General features: G+C 71.2%; 28 protein-coding genes. 11 read left to right on the top strand and 17 right to left on the bottom strand.

The features are described from left to right. Positions 1-103 precede the first annotated feature (103 nt). On the top strand, positions 104-661 hold the full coding sequence (locus ACFYPM_RS08840; protein ID WP_387192797.1) for a sugar O-acetyltransferase: 558 nt from the start codon (positions 104-106) through the stop codon (positions 659-661). Positions 662-728: 67 nt separating this feature from the next. On the opposite strand, the gene ACFYPM_RS08835 is transcribed toward ACFYPM_RS08840, so the two are convergent. The 5 genes from ACFYPM_RS08835 to fdxA form a co-directional block, all read right to left on the bottom strand. Continuing rightward, complete coding sequence (locus tag ACFYPM_RS08835) at positions 729-1376, bottom strand: nucleoside/nucleotide kinase family protein (RefSeq protein WP_387192794.1); 648 nt, start codon at positions 1374-1376, stop codon at positions 729-731. Next, the gene (locus tag ACFYPM_RS08830) at positions 1376-2026 is read right to left on the bottom strand and encodes an SIMPL domain-containing protein (RefSeq protein ID WP_387192790.1); all 651 of its coding nucleotides are present in this window, start codon (positions 2024-2026) and stop codon (positions 1376-1378) included. The genes ACFYPM_RS08835 and ACFYPM_RS08830 overlap by 1 nt, the downstream gene beginning before the upstream one ends. Positions 2027-2036: 10 nt before the next feature. Next, positions 2037-3050: a prephenate dehydrogenase gene (locus ACFYPM_RS08825; RefSeq protein WP_387192787.1), complete on the bottom strand. Its 1014-nt coding sequence runs from the start codon at positions 3048-3050 to the stop codon at positions 2037-2039. A gap of 171 nt (positions 3051-3221) precedes the next feature. Continuing rightward, the gene (dapC, locus tag ACFYPM_RS08820) at positions 3222-4331 is read right to left on the bottom strand and encodes a succinyldiaminopimelate transaminase (RefSeq protein WP_387193417.1); all 1110 of its coding nucleotides are present in this window, start codon (positions 4329-4331) and stop codon (positions 3222-3224) included. After that, positions 4328-4654: a ferredoxin gene (fdxA, locus tag ACFYPM_RS08815; protein WP_091422126.1), complete on the bottom strand. Its 327-nt coding sequence runs from the start codon at positions 4652-4654 to the stop codon at positions 4328-4330. Before fdxA ends, dapC begins: the two co-directional genes overlap by 4 nt. Before the next feature lie 79 nt (positions 4655-4733). Between fdxA and ACFYPM_RS08810 the strand changes: the two genes are divergently transcribed. Further along, positions 4734-5777 carry a GNAT family N-acetyltransferase gene (locus ACFYPM_RS08810; RefSeq protein ID WP_387192784.1) on the top strand — a complete coding sequence of 348 codons (1044 nt, stop codon included), beginning with the start codon at positions 4734-4736 and terminating at the stop codon, positions 5775-5777. Between the two features lie 617 nt (positions 5778-6394). Here ACFYPM_RS08810 and ACFYPM_RS08805 read toward each other — a convergent pair. From ACFYPM_RS08805 to mshB, 3 genes are all read right to left on the bottom strand, one after another. After that, positions 6395-6859: a hypothetical protein gene (locus tag ACFYPM_RS08805; RefSeq protein WP_387193414.1), complete on the bottom strand. Its 465-nt coding sequence runs from the start codon at positions 6857-6859 to the stop codon at positions 6395-6397. 65 nt (positions 6860-6924) lie between these two features. Further along, on the bottom strand, positions 6925-7374 hold the full coding sequence (locus tag ACFYPM_RS08800) for a hypothetical protein (protein ID WP_387192781.1): 450 nt from the start codon (positions 7372-7374) through the stop codon (positions 6925-6927). A gap of 14 nt (positions 7375-7388) precedes the next feature. Further along, a complete protein-coding gene (gene mshB / locus ACFYPM_RS08795; RefSeq protein ID WP_387193410.1) occupies positions 7389-8369 on the bottom strand; it encodes an N-acetyl-1-D-myo-inositol-2-amino-2-deoxy-alpha-D-glucopyranoside deacetylase in 981 nt (326 codons plus the stop codon). An 86-nt stretch (positions 8370-8455) separates the two neighbouring features. Here mshB and ACFYPM_RS08790 point away from each other — a divergent pair, with 86 nt between their 5' ends. Continuing rightward, positions 8456-10600 (top strand): prolyl oligopeptidase family serine peptidase, encoded by a 2145-nt coding sequence (locus ACFYPM_RS08790; protein ID WP_387192778.1) that lies wholly within the window; start codon positions 8456-8458, stop codon positions 10598-10600. Positions 10601-10725: 125 nt separating this feature from the next. Then, positions 10726-11646 carry an alpha/beta fold hydrolase gene (locus tag ACFYPM_RS08785; protein ID WP_387192776.1) on the top strand — a complete coding sequence of 307 codons (921 nt, stop codon included), beginning with the start codon at positions 10726-10728 and terminating at the stop codon, positions 11644-11646. Positions 11647-11675: 29 nt separating this feature from the next. Here ACFYPM_RS08785 and ACFYPM_RS08780 read toward each other — a convergent pair whose 3' ends face one another. After that, a complete protein-coding gene (locus tag ACFYPM_RS08780) occupies positions 11676-12089 on the bottom strand; it encodes a nuclear transport factor 2 family protein (protein ID WP_387192773.1) in 414 nt (137 codons plus the stop codon). 72 nt (positions 12090-12161) lie between these two features. Next, positions 12162-12560, bottom strand: coding sequence for a winged helix-turn-helix transcriptional regulator (locus ACFYPM_RS08775; RefSeq protein ID WP_387192770.1), 399 nt, complete (start codon positions 12558-12560; stop codon positions 12162-12164). 104 nt (positions 12561-12664) lie between these two features. Between ACFYPM_RS08775 and ACFYPM_RS08770 the strand changes: the two genes are divergently transcribed. Beyond that, complete coding sequence (locus tag ACFYPM_RS08770) at positions 12665-13567, top strand: NADP-dependent oxidoreductase (protein WP_387192767.1); 903 nt, start codon at positions 12665-12667, stop codon at positions 13565-13567. Positions 13568-13660: 93 nt separating this feature from the next. Here ACFYPM_RS08770 and ACFYPM_RS08765 read toward each other — a convergent pair whose 3' ends face one another. Next, positions 13661-14380 (bottom strand): NAD(P)H-binding protein, encoded by a 720-nt coding sequence (locus tag ACFYPM_RS08765; protein WP_387192765.1) that lies wholly within the window; start codon positions 14378-14380, stop codon positions 13661-13663. On the opposite strand from ACFYPM_RS08765, the gene ACFYPM_RS08760 reads away from it, so the two are divergent. Next, entirely contained in the window at positions 14374-14535 is a 162-nt protein-coding gene (locus ACFYPM_RS08760) for a winged helix-turn-helix transcriptional regulator (RefSeq protein ID WP_387192762.1), read from the top strand. The two genes, ACFYPM_RS08765 and ACFYPM_RS08760, sit on opposite strands and share 7 nt — an antisense overlap. A 100-nt stretch (positions 14536-14635) precedes the next feature. Here ACFYPM_RS08760 and ACFYPM_RS08755 read toward each other — a convergent pair whose 3' ends face one another. From ACFYPM_RS08755 to ACFYPM_RS08745, 3 genes are all read right to left on the bottom strand, one after another. Then, positions 14636-15808 carry a helix-turn-helix domain-containing protein gene (locus tag ACFYPM_RS08755; RefSeq protein WP_387192759.1) on the bottom strand — a complete coding sequence of 391 codons (1173 nt, stop codon included), beginning with the start codon at positions 15806-15808 and terminating at the stop codon, positions 14636-14638. Then, positions 15798-15965: a hypothetical protein gene (locus ACFYPM_RS08750; protein WP_387192756.1), complete on the bottom strand. Its 168-nt coding sequence runs from the start codon at positions 15963-15965 to the stop codon at positions 15798-15800. Before ACFYPM_RS08750 ends, ACFYPM_RS08755 begins: the two co-directional genes overlap by 11 nt. Before the next feature lie 136 nt (positions 15966-16101). After that, a complete protein-coding gene (locus tag ACFYPM_RS08745) occupies positions 16102-17292 on the bottom strand; it encodes a helix-turn-helix domain-containing protein (RefSeq protein WP_387193407.1) in 1191 nt (396 codons plus the stop codon). A 162-nt stretch (positions 17293-17454) separates the two neighbouring features. On the opposite strand from ACFYPM_RS08745, the gene ACFYPM_RS08740 reads away from it, so the two are divergent. Both ACFYPM_RS08740 and ACFYPM_RS08735 read left to right on the top strand, forming a co-directional pair. Beyond that, positions 17455-18120 carry an XRE family transcriptional regulator gene (locus ACFYPM_RS08740; protein WP_387192753.1) on the top strand — a complete coding sequence of 222 codons (666 nt, stop codon included), beginning with the start codon at positions 17455-17457 and terminating at the stop codon, positions 18118-18120. 94 nt (positions 18121-18214) lie between these two features. Continuing rightward, on the top strand, positions 18215-18679 hold the full coding sequence (locus ACFYPM_RS08735) for a nuclear transport factor 2 family protein (protein WP_387192751.1): 465 nt from the start codon (positions 18215-18217) through the stop codon (positions 18677-18679). 60 nt (positions 18680-18739) lie between these two features. Here ACFYPM_RS08735 and ACFYPM_RS08730 read toward each other — a convergent pair whose 3' ends face one another. The 3 genes from ACFYPM_RS08730 to ACFYPM_RS08720 all read right to left on the bottom strand — a co-directional run bounded on the left by ACFYPM_RS08730 (position 18740) and on the right by ACFYPM_RS08720 (position 20617). Further along, entirely contained in the window at positions 18740-19279 is a 540-nt protein-coding gene (locus ACFYPM_RS08730; RefSeq protein ID WP_387192748.1) for a GNAT family N-acetyltransferase, read from the bottom strand. A 9-nt stretch (positions 19280-19288) separates the two neighbouring features. Further along, positions 19289-20059: a hypothetical protein gene (locus ACFYPM_RS08725; RefSeq protein WP_387192745.1), complete on the bottom strand. Its 771-nt coding sequence runs from the start codon at positions 20057-20059 to the stop codon at positions 19289-19291. 126 nt (positions 20060-20185) lie between these two features. Next, positions 20186-20617, bottom strand: a complete 432-nt coding sequence (locus ACFYPM_RS08720; protein ID WP_387192742.1) for a hypothetical protein — start codon at positions 20615-20617, stop codon at positions 20186-20188. Positions 20618-20838: 221 nt separating this feature from the next. On the opposite strand from ACFYPM_RS08720, the gene ACFYPM_RS08715 reads away from it, so the two are divergent. The 3 genes from ACFYPM_RS08715 to ACFYPM_RS08705 all read left to right on the top strand — a co-directional run bounded on the left by ACFYPM_RS08715 (position 20839) and on the right by ACFYPM_RS08705 (position 22381). Then, positions 20839-21207, top strand: coding sequence for a hypothetical protein (locus tag ACFYPM_RS08715; protein WP_387192738.1), 369 nt, complete (start codon positions 20839-20841; stop codon positions 21205-21207). Positions 21208-21288: 81 nt separating this feature from the next. Next, on the top strand, positions 21289-21837 hold the full coding sequence (locus tag ACFYPM_RS08710; RefSeq protein WP_387192735.1) for a hypothetical protein: 549 nt from the start codon (positions 21289-21291) through the stop codon (positions 21835-21837). Positions 21838-21853: 16 nt separating this feature from the next. Continuing rightward, positions 21854-22381, top strand: coding sequence for a hypothetical protein (locus ACFYPM_RS08705; RefSeq protein WP_387192732.1), 528 nt, complete (start codon positions 21854-21856; stop codon positions 22379-22381). Positions 22382-22472: the final 91 nt, after the last annotated feature.

The raw sequence follows: 22472 nt of genomic DNA, 5'->3' as shown, positions 1-22472 counted from the left end.
CCATAGACCGCCGACAGTATTGCATACCCGGTATGCAAAAAAGGCGTCGAAAATATGACGGACCTGCCAACCCATGGCAGAGCGGACGGGCATCATCGACCGGATGACCTCCATGAAGGACCGCATGCTCGCCGGTGAGCCGTACCTCGCCGACGACCCCGAGATCATCGCCGACCTGGACCGGGCCGCCCGGCTGATGGAACGCTTCAACACCAGCCCCGCGGCGGATCCGCAGGCGCGGCTGGGGGCACTGCGTGAGCTGCTCGGCGACCTGGGCGAAGACACCTGGATCCGCCCACCGTTCTACTGCGACTACGGCTGGCAGATCCGGATCGGGCCCCGCAGCTTCGTCAACTACCACGCCGTCTTCCTCGACGTCGCGCCGATCACCATCGGCGCCGACGTCCAGATCGGACCGAACGTGCAGCTGCTCACGCCGACCCACCCCGTGGAGCCCGGGCCACGCCGCGACAAGTGGGAGGCCGCCAAGCCGATCACCCTCGACGACAACGTCTGGCTCGGCGGCGGCGCCATCGTGCTGGCCGGGGTGTCGATCGGCGCCAACACCGTCGTCGGCGCCGGTGCGGTGGTGACCCGGGACCTGCCCGCCAACGTGGTGGCCGTCGGCAACCCCGCCCGGCCGGTACGCGAGCTGGACTGACTGTGAGGCTGGCCTGGTCGGTCCGCCGACTCGGGCCGGCGGACCACGCCGCTCCCGGCCGGGCCGATCAGAGCGCTGGCGACTCCGGCAGGCGGACCACCAGGTCGGCGCGGTCGGCGGACGGAGTGATCAGGGCCGCGTTGGCCTCGTCACTGCCCAGCGCCCACTCGCGGGCCTGCTCCGGCGACCGTCCGAACGCCTCGTGTCGGGCGATCAACCGCCGCTGGCGCAGGTCGGCGTCCAGGTCGAGGAACCACGTCTCGTGCAGCAGCGCGCGCACCTCCTGCCACGGAAAATCCGGCAGCAGCAGGTAGTTGCCCTCGGTCACCACCAGCCGGACCGACGGCGGCACCTCGATCGCCCCGGCCACCGGCTCCTCCAACTCACGGCGAAACTGCGGCGCGTACACCGAGGTGGGCTCCAACCGACGCAGTCGGCGCAGCAACGAGACGAACCCGTTGGCGTCGAAGGTGTCCGCCGCGCCCTTGCGGTCCGCGCGGCCCAGCCGGACCAGCTGGGACTGCGCCAGGTGGAAGCCGTCCATCGGCACCAGTCTGGCGGCCGACCCGACCGCGGCCACGACCTGCTCGGCCAGCGTCGACTTCCCCGCGCCCGGCGCGCCGGCGATGCCCAGCAGTTGCCGCGGACCGGCCTCGGCCAGCGCCCGCGCGCGCTGCACCAACTCGTCGACCGACAGCACGTGAGCCGGTGGCATCAGTCGAGGACCGGCGCGCTGATCGTGAACCGCGCCTGCACGGCCGCCTGGACGGTCTGCGGCTGCGGGTCCAACTCGAGCTCCGGCGGGCCGCCACCCGCGCCGCCAGCTCCGGCGAACGCCGCGCGGGCGAACATCGGCCGGTCCGCCGGCCCGGCGTCGGCCAACTCGAGCAACGAGGTGACCTGGGCACCGAGCGCCTCGGCGTACTCCCGGGCGCGTACCAGCGCGTCGCGGATCGCGGCGTGTCGGGCCTCGCGGTGCGCGGGGCTGTCCGGGCGAAGCTCCCACCACGGCCCGGCCACCTCGACCTGGTCCTGGTCAGCCAACCGGAGCATCAACTCGCCGAGGGCGGTGAAGTCGGTGACGGTGACCGTGGTGGTCACGCTGCCGTGCCAGGCGACCACCCGCTCGCCCGAGCGACGGGTCTCCGGCCGCACCCGCAGATCGCCGGTCTCCCGCCGCGCCACCGCTGGCCCGGAGCCGTCCAGCAGCACCCGGACAGCAGCGGCACGCTCGGCCAGCCGGGTCAGGGTCGCCTCCCGATCCCGGTCCCGCGCGGTCGCGGTGACCGCGAACCGGGCCAGCTCAGGCGGCACCTCCCGGTACGCCTCGCCGCGCACCTGCACCACCGGACCGTCCGCCGCCATGCCTCTCAGCCTAGTCAGCAACGGGCCGCCGCGCCGTGTAGGAGACGGTGTCGACGCCGACGTGCAGACCCGTCAGGTGACCGCCGGCCACCCCCAGCTCGCACAGCCAGGACACTTCCGCGGCGTGGTCACCGCCGATCGGGAACTGCCTGTCGTACGCGTCGAACCGGCGATCGCGCAACGCCGCACGGGCGGCACGTGCCTCGTCGTAGCGGGCCATGAGCGCCGGTGCGTCGTTGGCGCGCAGCGCGGCGGTCAGGTCGTCCAGGAACACGGTGACCTCGGCCAGCTCGCGCAGCACCCGCTCCCGGTTGCCGAGCAGCATGTTGGCGGTCCGACCGGCGGGGGTGCCGGCGACCCGGGTGCCGTCGGAGAAGCTGCCGGCGGCGAGCGCGAGTATCGCGTCGCGCAGCGGGGCGCGCTGCACCGCACCGGCCAGCGCGCCGGCCAGCAGGTGCGGCACGTGTGAGGCGAGCGCGGCGACCGAGTCGTGCTCCGTCGCGGACATCGGCACCACCTGGGCCGCGAAGAGGTCCACCAGCAGCTCGGCCAGCCAACGGAACGCGGTCGTGGCCGGCCCAGCGGTGGGACAGAGCACCCAGGCGGCGCCGCTGAGCAGCTCCGGTCCCGCCGCCGTCAAGCCCGCCCGGTCGGTGCCGGCCATCGGGTGGCCGGGCACGAACCGGTGCGTCAGCCCGTGCGTGGTGGCGACCGCCGCCACCTCCGCCTTGGTACTGCCCACGTCGGTCAGCACACAACGCTCACCGGTCATCGCGGCCACCTCGACGAGCGTCGCCGGCAGCGTCGGCAGCGGCCCGCAGAGGAAGACCACGTCCCGGTCGGCCACCGCCTCGACCAACCGGTCCGGAGCGGGTACGCCCATCCGGCGGGTCTCCCGCCGGGTGTCCTCGTCGGGATCCCACCCGGTCACGTCGACGCCTGCGGCGTGCAGTCGGAGCAGTACCGAACCACCGATCAGGCCGGTGCCGACCACCGCCGCCCGCACACCGGGGCTGTCCACCATCCGCGCACCTCGACGTTCCTGCTCGGTGTGGGGCCGACACGGCCCCGACCAGGTCGGGCCGAGGATATCGTCCGGGACCGGCCCGGACGCCGGCCAGTCCTCGGCGGCCATCGCGCCACCCGTGACGATTCGCAAGATCGCAAATCCCGGCGAGGTCGCCCGGACGTACGGTCAGACCTGGGCGAGGCGGGCCGCGACGCCGGCGATGTGCTCGTCGGACTCGGTCAGCGCCGCCCGTACGTGCTGCTGGCCGCCGGGACCGTAGAAGACGCCGGCGGCGACCAGGATGCCGCGCCGCGCCAGCCAGTCGACGGTCTGCCAGCAGTCCTCACCTCGGGTGAGCCAGAGGTAGAGACCTGCCTCGGAGTGCTCGACGGTGAACCCGGCGCCGGTAAACCCGGCGGCCAGCTTCTCCCGCCGTGCGCGATAGCGCTCCCGCTGCACCTCGGCGTGCCGCTCGTCGTCCAGCGCGGCCACCATGGCCGCCTGCACCGGCGCGGGCACGATCATCCCCGCGTGCTTGCGCACCTTCAGCAGCTCGGCGACGAGCGCTGGATCACCGGCGACGAACCCGGCCCGGTAGCCGGCGAGATTGGATCGCTTGGACAACGAGTGCAGGGCGAGAAGCCCGGTATAGCTGCCACCGCTGACCTGCGGCGACAGGACCGAAACCGGCTCGGCCGACCAGCCGAGCGGCAGGTAGCACTCGTCGCTGGCGACCACCGCGCCGCGTTCCCGAGCCCAGTCGACCACCTTGCGCAGGTGCGCCGCGGGCAGCACCCGACCGGTCGGGTTGCCGGGCGAGTTGACCCAGACCAGCCGGACCCGCGGGGTCGGCCCGACCGAGGTGAGCGAGTCGGTGCGGACGACTGTCGCGCCGGCCAACCGGGCGCCGTCCTCGTAGGTGGGGTACGCGATCGACGGCACCACCACCACGTCACCCGGGCCGATGCCGAGCAGCGTGGGCAGCCAGGCGACCAGCTCCTTCGAGCCGATGGTCGGCAGCACACCCAGACCGTCGACCCCAGCGCCACAGGCTCGGGACACCCACGCCGCGATCGCGGCCCGCAACGCCGGGGTACCGGCGGTCAGCGGGTAGCCGGGGGCATCGGACGCGTCAGCCAACGCCTGGCGGATCACCTCGGGCACCGGGTCGACAGGCGTACCCATCGAGAGGTTGATCAGGCCTTCTGGATGGGCCGCGGCCAGCGTGGCCGCGGCATCCAGGGTGTCCCAGGTGAACTCGGGCAGCCGCGACGAGACCGGCGCGGGCCGGTTCAGTGGCCCTCGCCGCGCGGTGGTTGCGCGGCGACGAAGGTGGCGTCCTTCTCCACCTTGCCGATCTTCGAGGCACCGCCGGGCGAGCCCAGCTCCTCGAAGAACTCGTAGTTGGCGCCGGTGTAGTCCTTCCACTGCTCCGGGACGTCGTCCTCGTAGAAGATCGCCTCCACCGGGCAGACCGGCTCACAGGCACCACAGTCGACGCACTCGTCGGGGTGGATGTAGAGCATCCGATTGCCCTCGTAAATGCAGTCGACCGGGCATTCCTCGATGCATGCCTTGTCGAGCACATCCACGCACGGCTCGGCGATGATGTAGGTCACCGGTCTTCTCCTCCGCAAGACACGCCGCGATCACCCGCGACGGTAAGAGCCTAGTATCTCGCCGGGGAGGGGGTCGATCGTGCTCCGACAGCAGGATGTGGGATACCGAATCGTAGTCCGCCGGATTGTGGGGATTCGCGAGGGCCGACCGCTCTTCTCCGACGCCCTCGGCGAGCTGGTCGAGCTGAGCGAGACTCATCTCACGCTCTCCACCGCACAGGGCCATCTGCGCGTCCCGGTGGCGCAGGTCCACCGCGCCAAGCGGGTGCCGCCCACCCGCCGGCCAACCGCCGCGGCGGTCGTGGCGTTGGAGCGGGCCGCCGACGAGGCCTGGCCGGCACCGACGCGGGGCCAGCTCGGCGACTGGCTGCTCCGCTCGGCGGACGGCTGGAGCGGGCGGGCCAACTCGGCGCTGCCGATCGGCGACCCCGACCGGCCGCTGCCCGCCGCCGTGGACGCCGTCGAACGCTGGTACGCCGAACAGGGCCAGCCGCCGATCATCAACACGCCGCTGCCCCTCGCCGCCCCGGTCGGCGCCGAACTGGACGCCCGCGGCTGGGCCGCCCGCCCGCCGGTCCTGGTGCAGACCACGCCGCTCCCGCTACGCCCGCCCGGCAGCGCATCGGCTGCCCGATCCACCACCGAGCAGCCCAGCGCAGTCGGACAGACCGGCGCAGTCGGACAGACCGGCGCAGTCGGACAGACCGGCGCGTGGAGCAGTGCGGTCGTTGAGCTGGCCAGCGCGCCGAGCGCGGCGTGGCTGGCCGTCGCCGCCGGCCGCAAGGGCGGCCTGCCGGACGCCGCCCGGCACGTGCTCACCGCCGTGGACCTGGTCCGTTTCGCCCACGTGTACGTAGACGGCACGCTGGTGGCGGTCGGCCGAGGCACGGTGACCGGCCAGGGGCGCTGGCTGGGCCTCAGCCTCATCGAGGTTCTACCGGCCGCCCGCCGTCAAGGGCTGGCTGTCCGGGTGATCCACGAGTTGGCCTCCTGGGGGGTGTCCAGTGGCGCGACGTACGCCTTCCTCCAGGTCGAGCAGCACAACGTAGCGGCGGTGGCGCTCTACCGGCGACTCGGCTTCAGCACACACCACACCTACCTGACCCGAGTCGCCCCACACTGACGAGGACCGGCGCACAGGGTCAAACCCAGGCACATAGCGAGCCGAGCACGTGGCGAGCCGAGCACGTAGCGAGCCGAGCACGTAGCGAGCCGAGCACGTAGCGAGCCGAGCACGTAGCGAGCCGAGCACGTAGCGAGCGCGGCTCCGTGATCGACTCGACTTCCAGGAAGTCGTGGCGTCCGCCTGCCCAGGACGGCCCGACTTCACGAAACCCGAGTTGACCAACAAGAAATCGGGGCATCCGCCCCCTCGGGACAGCCCGACTTCACGGAAGCCGAGTCGATCAAGCCGCGAGTCCGGGCAGCTCAGGCCCGCCTAGGCCAAGCCCATGCTCGCCCAGCCACGCACCCTGGGCGCGCCAGCCACGCACACCCGCCCAGCCACGCACACCCGCCCCATCCAGCCACGCACGCCCGCCGACTCAGCCACGCACGCCCGCCGACTCAGCCACGCACGCCCGGCCCACCCAGCCACGCACACCCGGCCCACCCAGCCACGCACACCCGCCCCACCCAGCCACGCACACCCGCCCCACCCAGCCACGCACACCCGGCCCACCCAGCCACGCACACCCGGCCCACCCAGCCACGCACACCCGGTCGTGGCGTGCGCGCTCGTCAGCGGCGGACGACGCGGCGGGGTTTGGCGGCTTTGACCTCGGCGTACCGCTTGAGCTGCCACGAGCGGTAGTCACGCCCCAGCGCGGTGAGCACCAGGTAGCCGATCAGCACCCCGGCGACGGAGGCGAGCAGGTACAGCCAGAGCTGGGCGAAGAACGTCGGCGCGCCGCCAGCGAACGGATTGTGGCCGATCAGCAGAGGCCCGACCAACACGGTCAGCACCATCGCCGCCAGCACCACGAGGGCCATGTCGGCCGCCCAGTCCGCCAGCGGCCGGCGACGACCCCAGCGGAAGGCGACCACGGCCAGGGTCACCCCGATCACCGCGAACATCGCCAACGACACCCGGTCGGCGGCCGTGTCGTCCTGCTCGAAGCCGAACCGGATGATCAGCCGGGCGACCACGTTGACCGCGAACAGTGCTGCCACGAGCACCGCGATGTCACGCCACCGTCTGTCCACCACCGAACCTCCTGCCGTACGCCCCGTCGCGGGGCTCACATCCCTGGCTGGAATATCTACCACCCTTACCTGGGTGGCGTCATCAGCCCGACCGTGGACGGCGGAGCGAGGATCTGCCGGAAGCCCATCACCGCGAAGGTCATCGCACCGGCCACGATCATGGCCAGGCCGACCCAGTTGTCGCCGGCCAGCAACAGGTCACCCTCGTCGGTTCGGATGGCGGCCACCGCCATCAGCGCGAACCAGGGCACCGCCGGCAGCGCCACCGCCCACCTGCGGCCGACCGCCTCGTGCGCGAACCAGCTCAGCACGAGGTTGGCACCGACGGCGAGGAGCGCCGACACGCCGATCAACTGCCCGCCGACGCGGACCGTGGAGAGCAGCAACTCCAGCACCCCGCTCAGCACTCCGGCGACCACCACGACGACCGCGCCGGCCAGCCGTAGGCCCAGGTCGAACAGTCGCGGCGGTGGTCCCGCCGGGGGCGGGGCATCCTGGTCGTCCAGAACCGTCATCGACGCCGGCAGGGTCACCGAGAACCCGCCGCCGCGACCGAGGACCGGTCCGGCGCGGTCCCGACCGGAGACCGGTCCGGCGCGGTCCCGACCGGAGACCGGTCCGGCGCGGTCTCCTCGGGGAGCCCGGCGAAGAGGTCGTCCTCCCAGGCGTACGGCCCGGAGCCCGGTCCCTTCTCGCCGACCGCGAGGGTGAAGAACTCCACGCCCATGAACTCGCCGCCGAAGTTGCCGGCGATCGAGTAGAGCCAGGAGGTGGCCGGGATCTGGGTGGCGTGCGCCCGCATCGCGTCTTCCTTGGCGACGTGCTGGTCGGTGCCGTCGATCCGGGCGGCGATCTGGGCGTCCGGGGTGCCGAAGGGAAGATCGGCGATGTCGGCGATGCCGCCGAACGGGTTGTCGGAGGACCCGGCGAAGTGCGCCATGCCGGCTTCCAGGACGCTGAGCGGCATCGCGGTCCAGTAGACCTTCAGCGGGGCGCAACCCTCGGCGGTGGCCAGCTCGACAGCGCGCATCGCGACCCGGTGGGCCTGGATGTGGTCGGGGTGGCCGTAGAAGCCGTTCGGGTCGTACGTGATCAGCACCTGCGGCCGTACCTCTCGCATGATCTCCACGAGATGCCCGGCGGCCTCGTCGAGGTCGGCCTGCCAGAAGGCGCGGGGGTGTTCGTTGGTGGCGAGCCCCATCATCCCCGAGTCGCGGTAGCGGCCGGCGCCGCCCAGGAAGCGGTGGTCGCCGACGCCGAGCGCGGCGCACGCGGCGGCAAGCTCGGCGATGCGGTACCCGCCGAGCTGATCGGCCTCGGCGGCGGCGAGCTGGGCCAGCGCGGGCACGTGAATCTCGCCCTCCTCGCCGAGGGTGCAGGTCACAAGCGTGACGTGCGCGCCGTCGGCGGCGTAGTGGGCCATCGTCGAGCCGGTGCCGATCGACTCGTCGTCGGGGTGCGCGTGGACCAGCAGCAGGCGGCGGTCGGGCAGCATCGTCACGACGGTCACTCTAACCGGCGGCCAGGTCCCACCGGCGTCGACGCGTCCGCCCAGGTCGGCCACATCACCTCCCGTACCGCTCTACGATTTGGTCTGTGGACTTTCCGGAGCTGGCCGCCCGCACCCGCCGGTTCAGCCACGGCGCGCCGCGCGCTGTCTCCGTGGCCGACGACGGCTCCCGGGTGATCTTCCTGCGCTCGGCCGGGCCGGAGGACCCGGCGGACGCGCTCTGGTTGCTGGACGTGGCCACCGCCGAGGAGTGCCTGATCGCCGACCCGGCGACCCTGCTGGGCGAGGGCGGGGACGTGCGGTCCCTCTCCCCCGGCGAACGCGCGCTTCGTGAGCGCCTACGGCTCAGCGCCGCGGGCATCGGCTCGTACGCGCTGGACGCCGCCGGGCGGATCGCGGTGTTCGCCCTGGCCGGGCGGTTGTTCCGGGCCGATCTGGTGCACGGTGACGTGGTGGAGGTGGCCACCGTCGGTCCGGTGCTGGATCCGCGTCCCGACCCGACCGGGCAGCGGCTGGCGTACGTGACCGACGCGGGCGAGGGTGTGCGTCGCGGCGAGCTGCGGGTGATCGAGGCAGACGGCACCGACACCCTGCTGGCCGGCGAGGACGCCGGGGTGAGCTGGGGGTTGGCCGAGCACATCGCGGCGGAGGAGTTCGGCCGGTTCCGGGGGTACTGGTGGGCGCCGGACGGGCGCATGGTGCTCGCCGCCCGGGTCGACGAGTCCCGCCTGGATCGCTGGCACCTGCACGACCCGGCCGAGCCGGCCAGCGCGCCGACCGCCGTGGCGTACCCCCGGGCCGGTGGGCCGAACGCGGAGGTCAGCCTGCACCTGCTGGACCTCGACGACGGCTGGGTCGACGTGCACTGGGACCGGGAGACCTACCCGTACCTGACCGCGGTCAGCTGGGTCGAGGGCAGCCCACTGATCACCGTGTTGCGACGGTCGCAGCAGCACGGGCTGGTGCTCGCGGTGGATCCCCGGACGGGTGAGACGCAGGTGCACGCCGAGCTGGCCGATCCGCGCTGGGTCGAACCGATCACCGGGACCCCGGCGCACCTGCCGGACGGCCGGGTGCTCGTCGGCGGGGAGTTGGCCCACGACGGGTACGACGCGCGGTGCCTGTTCGCGGACGGCACCCTGCTCACCCCGCCGGCGCTGTACGTGCGGCGGGTCGTGGGTCGGCTGCCGGCCAGTTCCGGGCCGGCCGACCTGCTGGTCGAGGCCAGCGACGGTGAGCCGAGCGAGCGGCACCTGTTCCGGGTCCGCACCACCATCGGCGGTGGGGTGGACGCGCGCCGGATCACCACCGACCCGGGTTGGTACACCGCCGCCGTGGGCGGTGACGTGCTTGCCGTCGGGGTCGCGTCACTGGACCACGCGGGGGTGCGGTGGACGGTCCGGCGCGGCGACCAGGAGCTGGCCGAGCTGCGGTCGCTGGCCGCCAACCCTCCGTACGCTCCGCTGCCGTTGCTGGAACGGGTGACCGATCGGCGGCTGCCGGCCGCGGTGCTCTACCCGGACAACCACGTGACGGGCCGGCGGCTGCCGGTGCTGCTGGACATCTACGGCGGGCCGGGGCACCAGGAGGTCGTGGCGGCACGAGCCGCGTGGTTGGAGCGGCAGTGGTGGGCCGATGCCGGGTTCGCGGTGGTCACCATCGACAACCGGGGTACGCCGGGGGTGGCCCCGTCGTTCGAGAAGGCGATCCACCGGCGGATGGCCGACGTGACCCTGACCGACCAGATCGACGCCCTGACCGCGCTCGCCGGTAAGCACCCCGACCTGGACATGGGACGGGTGGGGATTCGTGGTTGGTCGTTCGGCGGGTGGCTGGCCGGGTTGGCGGTGCTGCGCCACCCGGAGCTGTTCCGGTGCGGGATCGCGGGCGCGCCGGTTACCGACTGGACGCTGTACGACACCGCGTACACCGAGCGTTATCTGGGGTTGCCCGAGGACGGCATGGACGTCTACGCGCACCACTCACTCGTCGAGTTGGCCGCCGAGCCGGTCACCGGCCCCGACCAGGCCCGCCCGTTGCTGCTGGTGCACGGCCTGGCCGACGACAACGTGGTGGCCGCCCACACGCTCCGGCTCTCCGCGGCCCTGCTGAGCACCGGCCGCCCGCACGCCGTCCTGCCGTTGACCGGAGCCACCCACATGGCCGCGAACGGCACCGCCGAGCGGCTGCTCCCGCTGGAACTCGACTTCCTCCGCACCCATCTGCTGTGAGCGGTATTCGATAACTGATTTCGGCACGTCGGGGGTCCTGTCGCATGCCATGCTGACGAAGCGGGACCCGGCATTGGGATTGCCGAGGGTAACACTGCTTTCCCTCATTCCGAAAGGACTCAACAATGGTGGGCATTGCGCAGAAACCCTCGGTCGCCGCCGTACAGGAAGGCGAGTTCCCGGTCACGCACTTTCGTACGGCGACCGTGAACGGAATCGACATCTTCTACCGCGAGGCCGGCCCGGCCGACGGTCCTGCGGTCCTGCTGCTGCACGGATTTCCCACGGCGTCCTCGCAGTTCCGCCACCTGATTCCCCTGCTCGCCGACCGGTACCGGGTGATCGCGCCGGACTTCCCAGGTTTCGGCCACAGCGCCAGCCCGGACCGGTCGACGTTCGACTACACCTTCGCCAACTTCGCCGATCTGATGGACGGCCTCCTCGGCCAGCTCGGCGTGGATCGCTATGCGCTCTACTGTTTCGACTACGGGGCGCCGACGGGGTTCCGGATGGCCCTCAAGGGACCTGAGCGGATCAGCGCGCTCATCGTGCAGAACGGCAACGCGTACGAAGAGGGCCTGAGCGAGTTCTGGGATCCGATCAAGGCCTACTGGGCGGAGAAGACCGACGAGCGCCGTCAGGCCATCGCGTTCATCCTCAACTCCGACACGGTCAAGCAGCAGTACACGGCGGGGGTGCAGGACCTCAGTCGGCTCGACCCCGACCGGTGGGCCCACGACGACACGCAGCTCGCTCGCCCCGGCAACGCGGACATCCAGCTGGATCTGTTCTACGACTACGGCAGCAACGTCTCGTTGTATCCGGAATTCCATGCCTTCTTCCGCGACCACCAGCCGCCGACGCTTGTCGTCTGGGGCCAGAACGACCCGGTCTTCCCGGCCGCTGGTGCCCACCCCTACCGCAAGGACCTGCCGGCGGCCGAATTCCACCTGCTCGACACCGGCCACTTCCTGCTGGAAGACAAGATCGATGTCGCCGCGCCGATGATCCACGACTTCCTCGACCGCTCCATCGGTCGCTCCTGACCCTCCCCGCGCCGGGCCACCGGCCACGGTCACCAACGCTCCACGAGGTGTTCCCGGCCCGGCGGCGGATCGTACGGGTCGGGCCAGTAGTCGATGATCTTGTTAACCAGCCCGTGCTCGGACATCTCGAGCCAGACGCACGCGTCCTGCTGCTCGTCGCCGACGCGGACGTCGAGCAACAGGGCGGCGAAGCGGCCATCGGCGACGACCCGTCGCGGCCGGAGGTGCCAATCGCCGGGATAGTCGGTGTTGAACCGCAGGAACGCGTCCCGGCCGCGAATGCGCTCCCTGGTCTGCGGCATCTCGTAGACCACATCATCGGTGAGCAGAGCGGCCAGTCCGGACCAGTCGCGGCGCTCCATCAGATCGACGTAGGCGTGGGCGGTCTGCCGGGCCATCGAGGTGTCGTCCACGACGCGGACCCTAGCCGTCACCCGCGACATTCCGGTGAGCCTTGCTGCGCCGACGCGCCGCCGGGCTGTCACTCGTCCCGGCCGTCATGCCGCAACGAGAGGTCAGGGGCGAGCGTCGAACTGGGTCCGGGCTTCGAAGACGCGGTCCATGTGTGTCTCCGCCCAGTCCTTGATCCCGACCACGACCGGGAACAGCTCATGGCCGAGCGGGGTGAGCGCGTAGTCGACGCGGACCGGCATCGAGGCGGTGACCGTGCGGGTGACCAGGCCGTCGCGTTCCAGCGTGCGCAGGGTCTGGGTGAGCATCTTCTGGCTGACGCCAGCGATGCGGCGGGCGAGTTCGCCATGCCGCTGCGGGCCGTTGGCGAGCGCTGGGATCACCAGGGCGACCCACTTGTCAGTGAGCCTGCTCAGCAGCTCGCGGGTCGGGCATTGTTCCAGGAACGCGTCGTAGTCACGTTTGGCCTGCTCGCGGCGTTGCGCCGCAGTCAACGTCGTCATCTTCCCTCCTCGGGTTCCCTAGGCACTTTACGGTACCTACTTACTGACAGTGCCGTCGATTCGTACGGTTGTGGTGATCACGAGGTCCCACGAAGGAGTCGGCGATGCGCGCAGTCAGCTATGCACAGTTCGGAGGGCCGGAGGTCCTGCAGGTGATCGACGTGCCGGTGCCCGAGCCCGGTCCGGGGCAGGTCCGGGTGCGGGTCGCGGCGTCGGTCGTACATCCGGTCGATCTGATGCTCCGCTCCGGCCGGTTCCCGGCCCCGTTGCCGACCGGTCTGCCGTACACGCCGGGCTGGGACGTTGCCGGCAGCATCGACGCGGTCGGCCCATCGGTCCAGGAGTTCGGGATCGGCGACGAGGTCGTCGGCTTCTCGCACTGGCTACGCACCACGGTCGGCACCCACGCCGAGTACGTCGTCCTCGACGCCACCGGGCTGACCTCCGCCCCCACCGGCGTCCCCGCCACCGAATCGGCGACGCTGCCGACCAACGGCCTGGCCGCCGCCCAGGCCATCGACCTGCTCGCGCTCCCCGCGGGTTCGACCGTGCTCGTCACCGGCGCCGCCGGGCAGGTCGGTGGGTTCGTGCTGGCGCTGGCCCGGGTGGCCGGCCTGCACGCCACGGGACTCGCCGGGGCCGACGACCGCGAGTTCGTCGAGTCGCTGGGCGCGACGTTCCTGTCGCGCGCCGACGATCCGACGGGGACGTTCGACGCGGTCATCGACCTGGCGGTGATCGGCCCCACGCTGCTGGACCTCGTCCGGGACGGCGGCGGCTACGTGGCGGCATCACCTCCACTTCGCCCGGAGCCGGTGCGGGGGATCCGGACCCTCGCACTGGAGGTGCTACCGGACGGATCCCGGCTGGGTGAGTTGGTCAAACTCGTCACCAGCGGCGACCTCCCGCTCCGGGTCGCCGACGTCTACCCCTTCGCCGACGCGGCGGCGGCCCACGACCGGCTGGCCCGAGGCGGCGTGCGCGGCGGCGTGGTGATCGTCCCCTGATCAGCCGCTCACAGCCCTGCCGATGACCGGCCAGCCGCGCACGGCTGGCCGGTCATCAGTCCGAGCGAAGGGACGGTTCGATGGCCTGCCGTGTCAGCGAAAGGCGTCGACGTCGCGCTCGGCCCACGCGGCGAAGGGGCGGGGCGGTCGGCCCAGGACCTCGGACACGTCCGGGCTGATCCGCTGCTCTCGTGCGGTCGGCGCGCCGATGATCGCCAGCGTTCCCTCGACCACCGGTGGTGGCATGAACCGCAGCAGCTGTTCGCGGGCCTCGTCGGGCGTCTGCTCGACGAAGCTGATCGGTTCGCCGAGCGCGGTAGCGAGATCGGCAACCCGTTCACGCGGTGTGCTCAGCGCAGGACCGGTCAGCTCATATGTGCGACCGGCGTGGGCGTCGTCGCGGAGGACGACGGCCGCCACCTCGGCGATGTCGTCCGGGTCGATCACCGGCAGACCGACCTCGCCGAAGGGTGCGGCCACCGTCCGTCCATTGCGAACCTGGTCGGCCCAACCGAGGGCGTTGGAGGCGAAGCCGCCCGGGCGCAGGATCGTCCAGTCCAGGCCGGAGCGGCGTACCTGCTCTTCGATGGCGTGCAGCGGCGCGTGGGACGCGGTCCCGGGCCTGGTGCCGACCGCCTGCGAGGATTGCAGCACGATGCGTTTCACGCCGGCGTCCGTGGTGACCCGCAGGATCTCGGGCACGTCGAGATGCGCCCCGGCGCCCTCCACGAGCAGGAACAACGCCTCGGCGCCGGCGAGCGCCGGCCGCAGGCTCTCCGGCCGCTCCAGGTCCGCGCGATGGGCTGGTGGCACGCACCTACTACGCCGAGATGCCACCCCGGGTCGAATACGAGATCACCGAGCTGGGTGCCAGCCTCGGTCCGCTCTTCGCGCACCTGACCACCTGGGCCGACGCCCACCTCGCAGAGGTGGAGCAGGCACGGCAGGCCTACGACGCCGACCGATGAAGTCCCACCGGCCAACACCGAGACCTCTCAGCACCACGACTGGGTGCGCGCTCGGCCGGCGGCCGCTGACCGCCGGCTGGCCGCGGCGGGACAGGAATGCTCACAGCACCCCGAGGTTGATGGCGAGCTGGGTGATCGTGGCTGGGGCGTCCGGGGCGCGGGCGACCTGGGCGACCACGTCGCGGGCGGCTGGCCGGTGCCGGATCTCGGCGGGCGCGATGCTGTCGGCCCACACCAGGACCCGGGCCGCGTTGGTGGGGTCCTCCGTCTGCAGGTAGGCGCGCGCCGCATCGATCAGGTGCGCCGCCCGGTGCTCGATCGGCAGCCACCGCCACCCGTCGCGCCCGGTCGCCTCCTCGTGCCGGGCGACCGCCTGCGGCCCGTCGCCCAACTCCACGGCGGCGGCGACCCGGGCCAGCTCGACGGCCGTCGGCCCGAACGCCGTCCAGCAATGATCGTTTCCGTCGCCCACCTGAGCGGCCAGCTCGGCGGCCTCGTCCAGCAGGTCACCGGCCGCCCGGTCGTCACCCGCCCGGGCCGCGATCAGCGCGGCCTGCACGAGCAGTGAACCCCGCAGCGACATCTCATCCGGCGTGCCATCGGCGATCTGGGAAGCGGCGGCGAGCATCACCGGTCCTGCCCGCGCCGATGCCCGCAGCACCTGACCGAGCTGCACCGCCGCGCAGCCCAACAACACCCGGTCACCGGCGGCTGCGGACATCGCCCGGTCGGCGGCCAACCACGCCAGGCTCCCCTCGCCCAGCTTGACCAGCAGCGCCGCCGTCACCCGACACACCTCCACCAGCGCCGCCCGCCCGACCTCCGGGTCCTGCACGTGGGCGCGGTGCACCTCAGTCACCACCGTGGGCAGCAACTCGACCAGACGCGGATACCGGGCGTGCTGGTAGGTCATCCACACCTGCCGCACCTCCCGCGCCAACCGATCGGCCGACAGCACCTCCCGGTCCGTCGGGCGACCAAAAGCCATCGGGTACGCGGACAGCGCCGCCCGTATCCGCGCGACGCCCTCGCGATGCTCGGCCACCCCGGCGGGCTGCACATCACGACCGATCAGCGCCGCGACGTCGACCCGCAGCACCGCCGCGACATCCCGGATGGTCGACACCCGTTCCAGGGACCGGACCCCACGCTCGACCTTGTCCACCCAGCTCTTCGACTTCCCCAGCCGATCCGCGAACGACTGCTGCGACAACCTCCGCCGCACCCGCAGGTACGCGACCCGCCGGCCAATCGGCACCGGATCACGGCTCACCACGCCACCGCCGATCCGGCACCGCCCGGGTCGTCTCCTCCACCGGGATCCGCTCCGCCTCGGCCTGCGCGAGCAACCGGCGTTTGGCCTCTTCCCGTTCGTCGGCGTCGATCCGCTCGCCCGTGTTGGGCGTACCGGTGTCGTCCTTGCCGCTCATTTCCACCTCCGCTGGCAGGGGCAGGTGGTCTCACTTTGGCGACCTGTTCGTACCGATCCTGCCCTCACGGACAGCATCCGGTGAACAGGCGGTCACAGAAAGCTTGCGGGTGTCCGCTGGTCGCGCCTGTCGTCCGCTATCGAGTCACCGGTCGGTACGCCTCGTACACCTCGCGGAGTGCTGCTGCCTCCGCCGTCCCGGTGTGCTCGACCTTCCGGAGCACTTCCCTCGCCCGCCACCAGTTCGAGCACACCACCCGCCCCGACCGGACCGCGTCAGCGGCGACGACACTGGCCTCGTCCGGCTGACCGGTGGCCAACAGCGCCATCGCGAGATCCAGACGGGCGGAAGCAGAGCGCCGTGGCCGCTCACCGCCATCGCCGCGGGGGTCCAATTCCGACAGGGCGGTCCGGGCCATCTGCTCGGCGGCCGGGTCACCCGCCCATGACAGCGTGGTTGCCGTGTACGCCAACGCCTTCGTCGGGTCGTACCGGTAGTGGTGCTCCGCCCGCTCCGGAAGCGGCAGGTTCGCGGTCAACCGCTCCAGCCGGTCCAGCGCCTCACGCGTCCGCCGTACATCAGCCAACCGCGCCCACACCCGCGCCTCTTGGGCGGTCGCCTGGATGTACGCCGAACCACCCCGAGGAGCCACCCGCTGCGCCTGCCGCGACAGGTCCATCGCCCGCCGGTAGTCGCCCTGGGTGAGCCAGTCCCACGCCTGCGTCTCCAGACACCACGCCTGGATCTCCGGATGCTCAGCATGCTCGGCAAGAGCCATCGCCGTGCGCAGATGAGCGCCTGCTGCGGGCTGTTGCAGCAGATCAATGTGCACCGTCGCCCGCAGCACCGTCAGCCAACCACCGGCGACCACGAGCCGCCGCCGCTGCGCCAACGTCCCACGACCGTCGAGCAGACGCCCCACGTAGGCCAACTGCCGTCGCACCAGCGGCAGCAGATCGACCGGCAGCGTCGTCGCGTACGCGCTTGCCAGGTCGTCCACACCCGCCTCGATCCGAGCGAGCGTCTCGCCACTGACATCGCTGACCCGCACCCGAGCCAGCAATTCCCCGGCCTCGGTGTCGTGGTCGACAGGCTCGTCCACCAGGCGGACGAGTGTCCCACCGGCTCGCAGCACGTCGTCGAGGTGCCTGGCCGTCTCCGGGGTGGGGGCCTTCGCGCCGGTCTCCAGGTCGTGCAGGTGGCTCTTGCCCCGATGAGCGAGCTGCCCCAGTGCCCGTAGGGACATCCCCTGATTGGTGCGCAGCGCGCGAAGGTGGGCACCGAAGCGCGGATCGACATGCGACACGACGACGCCCCAATCAACTATCCGGACCGTGCAGGCCGGATCCGAGGACCATTGCTACGGACGGTACATCGAGCCAACACGGATCCGCGCGGACCGCATGCTGTCGAGGTGTCGCCTACGGCGGCAGTACGGCGCAACACCTGACGCGTACTCATTGCCACACGGTGGTCACACACCGATATTGTGGCGGGCATGATCGCCGCGAAAAGCACCCTTCGCGCGGTGGGAACCGGGATGCGCCTGGGTCAGGCCGGCTTCGCCCACGCGCTCCAATCCGCCAGCCGCCGCGTCGGCGAACCCAACGACGCCAACAAGAAACCGGTCCAGCGCTGCGAGTCGGGCGGTGGCCACGACCTGACCTCGCCCATGTCCAACCTGGCCACGCCAACGCCCAAGCCACTCGCGGTCCACGGGTCGTACGAGGGCGTCTGGCTCAGCCGCTACCAATTCCACTCGAGTGGCCGGGGAGAATCGTTCGCCGGGCAGCACTTCGTGGTCGTGCTCCAGCACGGGGACCGACTGAATGTGCGCAGCCTGCCCGGCTCGGCGGCATCGTCGCTGGCGATGGATCTCACGGTGGACGGCGCCGTGGTGACCGGGACCTGGGTGGAGCAGACCGATCCCGCCGGCTACTACCGGGGAGCCCGGTACCACGGCGCAATCCAACTGCTGGGGGAGCCCACCGGCCGACGGATGGCCGGAAAATGGGTCGGCTTCGGCAAGGACATGGACGTCAACACCGGGCCGTGGGAGCTGACCTTCCAAGCTGCTTCCACGTCCAAGGCGACGCTCGACCGTTACAACACCTCGCCGGACGAGAGCGCTTCGGGGCAGTCAAGCAGGGGCTGAGGTCGTAGGGTGCCGTCGATGGGGTGCCGGCCATATCCGGACGCAGTCCTCGGGATGCCCCACGTCACAGCTTCCGATTCGAAAGAAGCCCAGCATGACTAGCCCACGCGAAACCTTCCTTCGGCTGGTCAATGGTGTCTGCGACGGTCCGTACGAGGACCTGGCCGACCTGTACGGCGAACAGACCCACGTCACGCATCCGTTCCACCCGCTCAACGCGCCTCCGCTGCGCAGTCGCAGTGAGCTGCACGAGCACTTCACCGCGCCACCTCCGGTCGCCCGGACGCTGGACCGTAAGCCGGTCGACGTGACGATTCATGACACCGCCGACCCGGAGGTGATCGTCGCCGAGTTCGCCTACCAGGGGCGGGTCGTCGAGACAGGCGAGGCGTTCACGGTGCCGTGTGTCTTCGTGCTGCGCATCCGCGACGGGCTCATCATCGAGTCCCGCGACTACATCGACCACATCTCCAGTGCGCGGGCCTGGGGTCAACTCGACGGTCTGCTGACCGCGCTTCGTCCGCAGCACAACACCACAGAGGGCGCAGCCCAGCCCTGATCCACGTCCGACGTCCCGGACGCCTGGGCCGCCTGATCCCGACTGGACGGCGTCGGCTGGCTACGGCGTCCAGTCGCGCCGGAGCAGACCGTAGATCACCATGTCCACGAAGCCGTCGCCGTCGTACTCGCGCTCCCGCTGGGTGCCTTCGTGCGTGAAGCCGCAGGTCTGCGCGGTACGCCGCATGGCCGTGTTGCTGGCCACCGTCTCCAGTTCCAGCCGGCGTAGGTTGCGGTTGCGGAAGCCGTACCGGCAGAGCAGCCTGATCACTTCGGTCCCGTACCCCTGGCCGCGTGCCTCGGGTAGCAGCGAGATGCCGAGGTGGGCGTACTGGTTGAACGCGTTGATCCCCCACAGCGCGCCGCCACCGAGGAACGTGCCGTCGGCCACGGTTTCGGCCAGCAACGGCACCGCGGCCTCGCCGTCGGGTGGCTCGTCGACCTGTTTCTCCAGCCGAGCCCGGATTTGGCCGACGTGGCGCGGCAGGAACGGCTCGCCGTCCGTGATCAGGTGCAACTCGGGATCACCGTAGAGGCGGAACATGTCCGCCGCGTCGTCGGGCGTGGGCGGGCGCAGTCGGACCCGCTCGGTGGCGAACATGCCGCGACGCTAACAGTCGATCTGGGGATCCACGACCCGGTTGGCATCGTCGCGCAGGTCGCCGAGGGTGGCGGCGAGTCGGGCCGCAAGAGCCCCGTCGGCGAGCGCGAGTTCCGCGACCAGCGCCGCCGTCGCCGCGCTGAGGGCACGGGTGAGTTCGGCTTCGTCGAGCGCGCGTACCAGGGTGGCGTTCAGCGGCGCGGTCACCTCCGGGGGAAGCAGGTGGGCGTTCTTCGCATGGCTCGCGGGGTGACCGAGTCGCAGGCAGGCCAGGGCGAGGATCTGGCCGCGTAGGGCGGCGATCCACTGCTCGGCCTGCCACCAACGGTGTCGTTGGATGCACGTCCACGCGTGCAGGGCGTGGTGCCAGCCCAGCCCGACCAGGTTTCGCGGGCAGGAGGGCTGGCCGTCCTTCGGCGGTGCGGAATGCCCGAAGACGGTACGCCAGGCCGGGCCGTGCGGGCCGAACTCCGCGGCCGGGGCGAACCCGATGTCCACTTCGAGCAGGTCGGGAAGCAGGAACACCCGGTATACCACCGAGCCGGACGGTAGGTCCCAGTGGTGCACCGCCGCGAAGTCCCGGTAGAGCAGGTCGGTCCAGCGGCGCATCGCGAATGGCAACGGTCCTTCGATGCCGAACACCAGGTCGATGTCCGACCACCGGTCGCCGCCGTCGAGGGCGTGGGAACCGGTGACGGCGGCCCCGACGACGGCCGGGTCTTCGTCGGCCAGGTCGAGTAACCGCTCTCGGATCGAGTCGCGCTCACCGGTGGAGAACACCGCACCACCCTGAGGCCTGCTTCATCAGGGCGGTCGAGCCGAGGCACGCTGGCGATGTCTTCGGCCAGGTCGACCAGGCTCCCCACGGAGCTGAGCACGGCTGGAACATGACGGCTGGCGGCCACGTCACCCGCGGTCGGGGGGTGGGGTTTCGACGTACTGGCCAAACGGTTCCACGGATCCATCCCAACCGTTCCACCCCTGTTGGGTGACCTGCCCGTCGGCGTAGGTGTAGGACCAGCGGGCGCCGTCCTCGCCTTCGATGTGGACCGTTCCGGAGCGAACGAACGGCGCGATCGCGACGTAGAAGGCAATGGCCTGGTACGACCACTTGGGGTCACCCTCGTCGTCATGATCGAATTCGATCCAGTCGCCGTCGCGGACGATCGAGGCTCTGGCCTCGCACCCTATGTCGACAAGCGTGTCGTCCGAGGCGGACTCATCGGGTCTGTACCAACCAGCCTGTTCGGCCATGGCGGCTTTGGCGGCGGCGACCGCGGCGGCGTCGTCCGACTCCGGTAGGTGCAGACGGCCTGACGGCCACACCGAATATCCCACGGTGGGCATCCTACGACTGTCGATGTCCGTCATGTCGAAGGCGTTGGCCACAGGCATCGACGGGTGGCACGCCCGTGCGATGATCAGCGCGGCACCAGATCGGCGGCTTCGGCGCGGACGGCGGTCAGCAGACGTCCACCGGGACCATCGCCACGCCTTCCACCGCGCCCAGTTCGGCGGGAACGGCCGGTGCCCAGGCGACGCCATCGCGTGCCGCTCCGGTGGAGGGCGCGGGCGCGGGTCCGTACGAGTTGCTGTTCACCAACAACGGCGTCGACCTCGACGCGGACCCGCCGAAGGTCGCCACGGTCCCGGACCCGAGCATCGACATCTACGACGCCGGCAACGTGATGACGAGCTACCCGGCCTGGTCCGGTCTGGCGGCCTGGGGCCAGCCCGGCGCACCGCAACGGCAGCACTGCCTCTCGCTGCTCAACAGCTTCGCGACGAGCAACTCCCGATATGTCAAAGGGAGCCGATACTGCGTTCGCACGCAGGGCGACCTGCATGTCGCAGCCGTCGAGTTCGTCGAGCCGATGAGCGGTGGGTGGAAGATTCGGGTGACGGTCTGGCCGGGCACCGCGAGCTGACGGGGCAGGCATTCCCGTCGCCCCGAGGCGCTGGCGCGTCGGCGCTACCGTGAGTGCGTCACGCCCACCGAGGAGCGCCAGATGACCGCCGCACCGCGCCGGGTCGTACGCCGGGGTCTCATCGTCCTTCTCGTCCTGCTGGCGGGCTCCGGCTGGACGTATGTCGCCATCGGTGACCGGTGGAAGAGCAACGTTGCCTTCTTCACCCTCGACGAGGGCGACAACTACCGGCTCCGGGTCACCGGCTCGTTCGATGTCCGTTGCGGCAAACTTGAGCGGGAGACGTTCTCCGACCCGTACGTCAACTGGCGGGAGGCGGGTAAGGACTGCGCCTGGCCCCGGGTGGCAGACGGCGACGGCTGGCTGGCCGGTGGGCGGGTCGAGCAGGTCCATTCGGAACGTCTGGGCCGGCGACTGCCGGAGGCGATCCTCTACGGCATCGTGCCGGCCGCCGCCGCGTCGATCCAGATCACCCTCGGCGACGGGACGCCACGCGAGGCGACCACCATCGCGTCGGGTCACGACGCCTACCGGGTCTACGCCGTGTACGTACCCGATGCGGGCGATCGGGTCGAGGTCGTGTCGCTGCGGCTGCACGACGCGCAAGGCGGTGATCTGCCTGTCTACTAGCCGTCTTCGTACCGTGGTGGCTGCCGTGGTGGTGTTCGGTGGTCTGGCCGTTGTCGGTGGCCTCACCTGGGAGGGCTGGGACGGGCGGCGGCCCGGCGTCACCGGTCCTCGGTTACTCACCGAAGGCACGACCGGCGGCGTGTACTGGTCGGTGGTCCAGGTTCGGGAAAACACCTGGGGCGAGTGTCTCTACCTGCGTCAGGACGGCGCGACAGTGGCACGCACCTGCACCGAGTCCGGAGTTCTGCAGAACTACGAACTCAGCGTCCGTACGCTCCGCGGCGCCGCCGCCCCGATCATCTTCGGCATGCTCCCCGCCGCGGCCGCCCGAGCCGAGGTGGCCGCGGACGGCGGGGATGTCCAGGCCCGCTTCCGCACCGCCGAACTGGTGCCTCTCGAGGTGCGCGGCTCCGACGGGTCCAGGCGCTTCGTGGTGCAGGCCGCACCGCCCGGCCCGCAGTGGGCTGGCAGGAACTCGGTGTCAGTCGCCGTCCAGGACGCGGCCGGTCGGCCGCTCACCCCCCGCGACCGTCGGCCCCGCTAAGGCCGGCGGTCCGGCGGCACCTGTCCAGCGCGAACAGCAGGGTCCCCTCCCGACGACGCTGTCGAGAGGGGACCCTGCTGGCTTGCGGTGT

This window comes from Micromonospora sp. NPDC005203, assembly GCF_042872705.1.
Classification (GTDB): Bacteria; Actinomycetota; Actinomycetes; order Mycobacteriales; family Micromonosporaceae; genus Micromonospora.
Note: the sequence above shows the minus strand (reverse complement) of the source record. Positions and strands in the feature narration are given on the sequence as shown.

What these genes read in the sequence shown, in the direction of transcription:
- ACFYPM_RS08840 (WP_387192797.1), top strand. Translation starts at nt 104, where the DNA reads ATGACCTCCATGAAGGACCGCATGCTCGCCGGTGAGCCGTACCTCGCC.
- ACFYPM_RS08835 (WP_387192794.1), bottom strand. Translation starts at nt 1,376, where the DNA reads ATGCCACCGGCTCACGTGCTGTCGGTCGACGAGTTGGTGCAGCGCGCG.
- ACFYPM_RS08830 (WP_387192790.1), bottom strand. Translation starts at nt 2,026, where the DNA reads ATGGCGGCGGACGGTCCGGTGGTGCAGGTGCGCGGCGAGGCGTACCGG.
- ACFYPM_RS08825 (WP_387192787.1), bottom strand. Translation starts at nt 3,050, where the DNA reads ATGGTGGACAGCCCCGGTGTGCGGGCGGCGGTGGTCGGCACCGGCCTG.
- ACFYPM_RS08800 (WP_387192781.1), bottom strand. Translation starts at nt 7,374, where the DNA reads ATGACGGTTCTGGACGACCAGGATGCCCCGCCCCCGGCGGGACCACCG.
- ACFYPM_RS08785 (WP_387192776.1), top strand. Translation starts at nt 10,726, where the DNA reads ATGGTGGGCATTGCGCAGAAACCCTCGGTCGCCGCCGTACAGGAAGGC.
- ACFYPM_RS08780 (WP_387192773.1), bottom strand. Translation starts at nt 12,089, where the DNA reads ATGTCGCGGGTGACGGCTAGGGTCCGCGTCGTGGACGACACCTCGATG.
- ACFYPM_RS08775 (WP_387192770.1), bottom strand. Translation starts at nt 12,560, where the DNA reads ATGACGACGTTGACTGCGGCGCAACGCCGCGAGCAGGCCAAACGTGAC.
- ACFYPM_RS08770 (WP_387192767.1), top strand. Translation starts at nt 12,665, where the DNA reads ATGCGCGCAGTCAGCTATGCACAGTTCGGAGGGCCGGAGGTCCTGCAG.
- ACFYPM_RS08750 (WP_387192756.1), bottom strand. Translation starts at nt 15,965, where the DNA reads ATGAGCGGCAAGGACGACACCGGTACGCCCAACACGGGCGAGCGGATC.
- ACFYPM_RS08735 (WP_387192751.1), top strand. Translation starts at nt 18,215, where the DNA reads ATGACTAGCCCACGCGAAACCTTCCTTCGGCTGGTCAATGGTGTCTGC.
- ACFYPM_RS08730 (WP_387192748.1), bottom strand. Translation starts at nt 19,279, where the DNA reads ATGTTCGCCACCGAGCGGGTCCGACTGCGCCCGCCCACGCCCGACGAC.
- ACFYPM_RS08710 (WP_387192735.1), top strand. Translation starts at nt 21,289, where the DNA reads ATGACCGCCGCACCGCGCCGGGTCGTACGCCGGGGTCTCATCGTCCTT.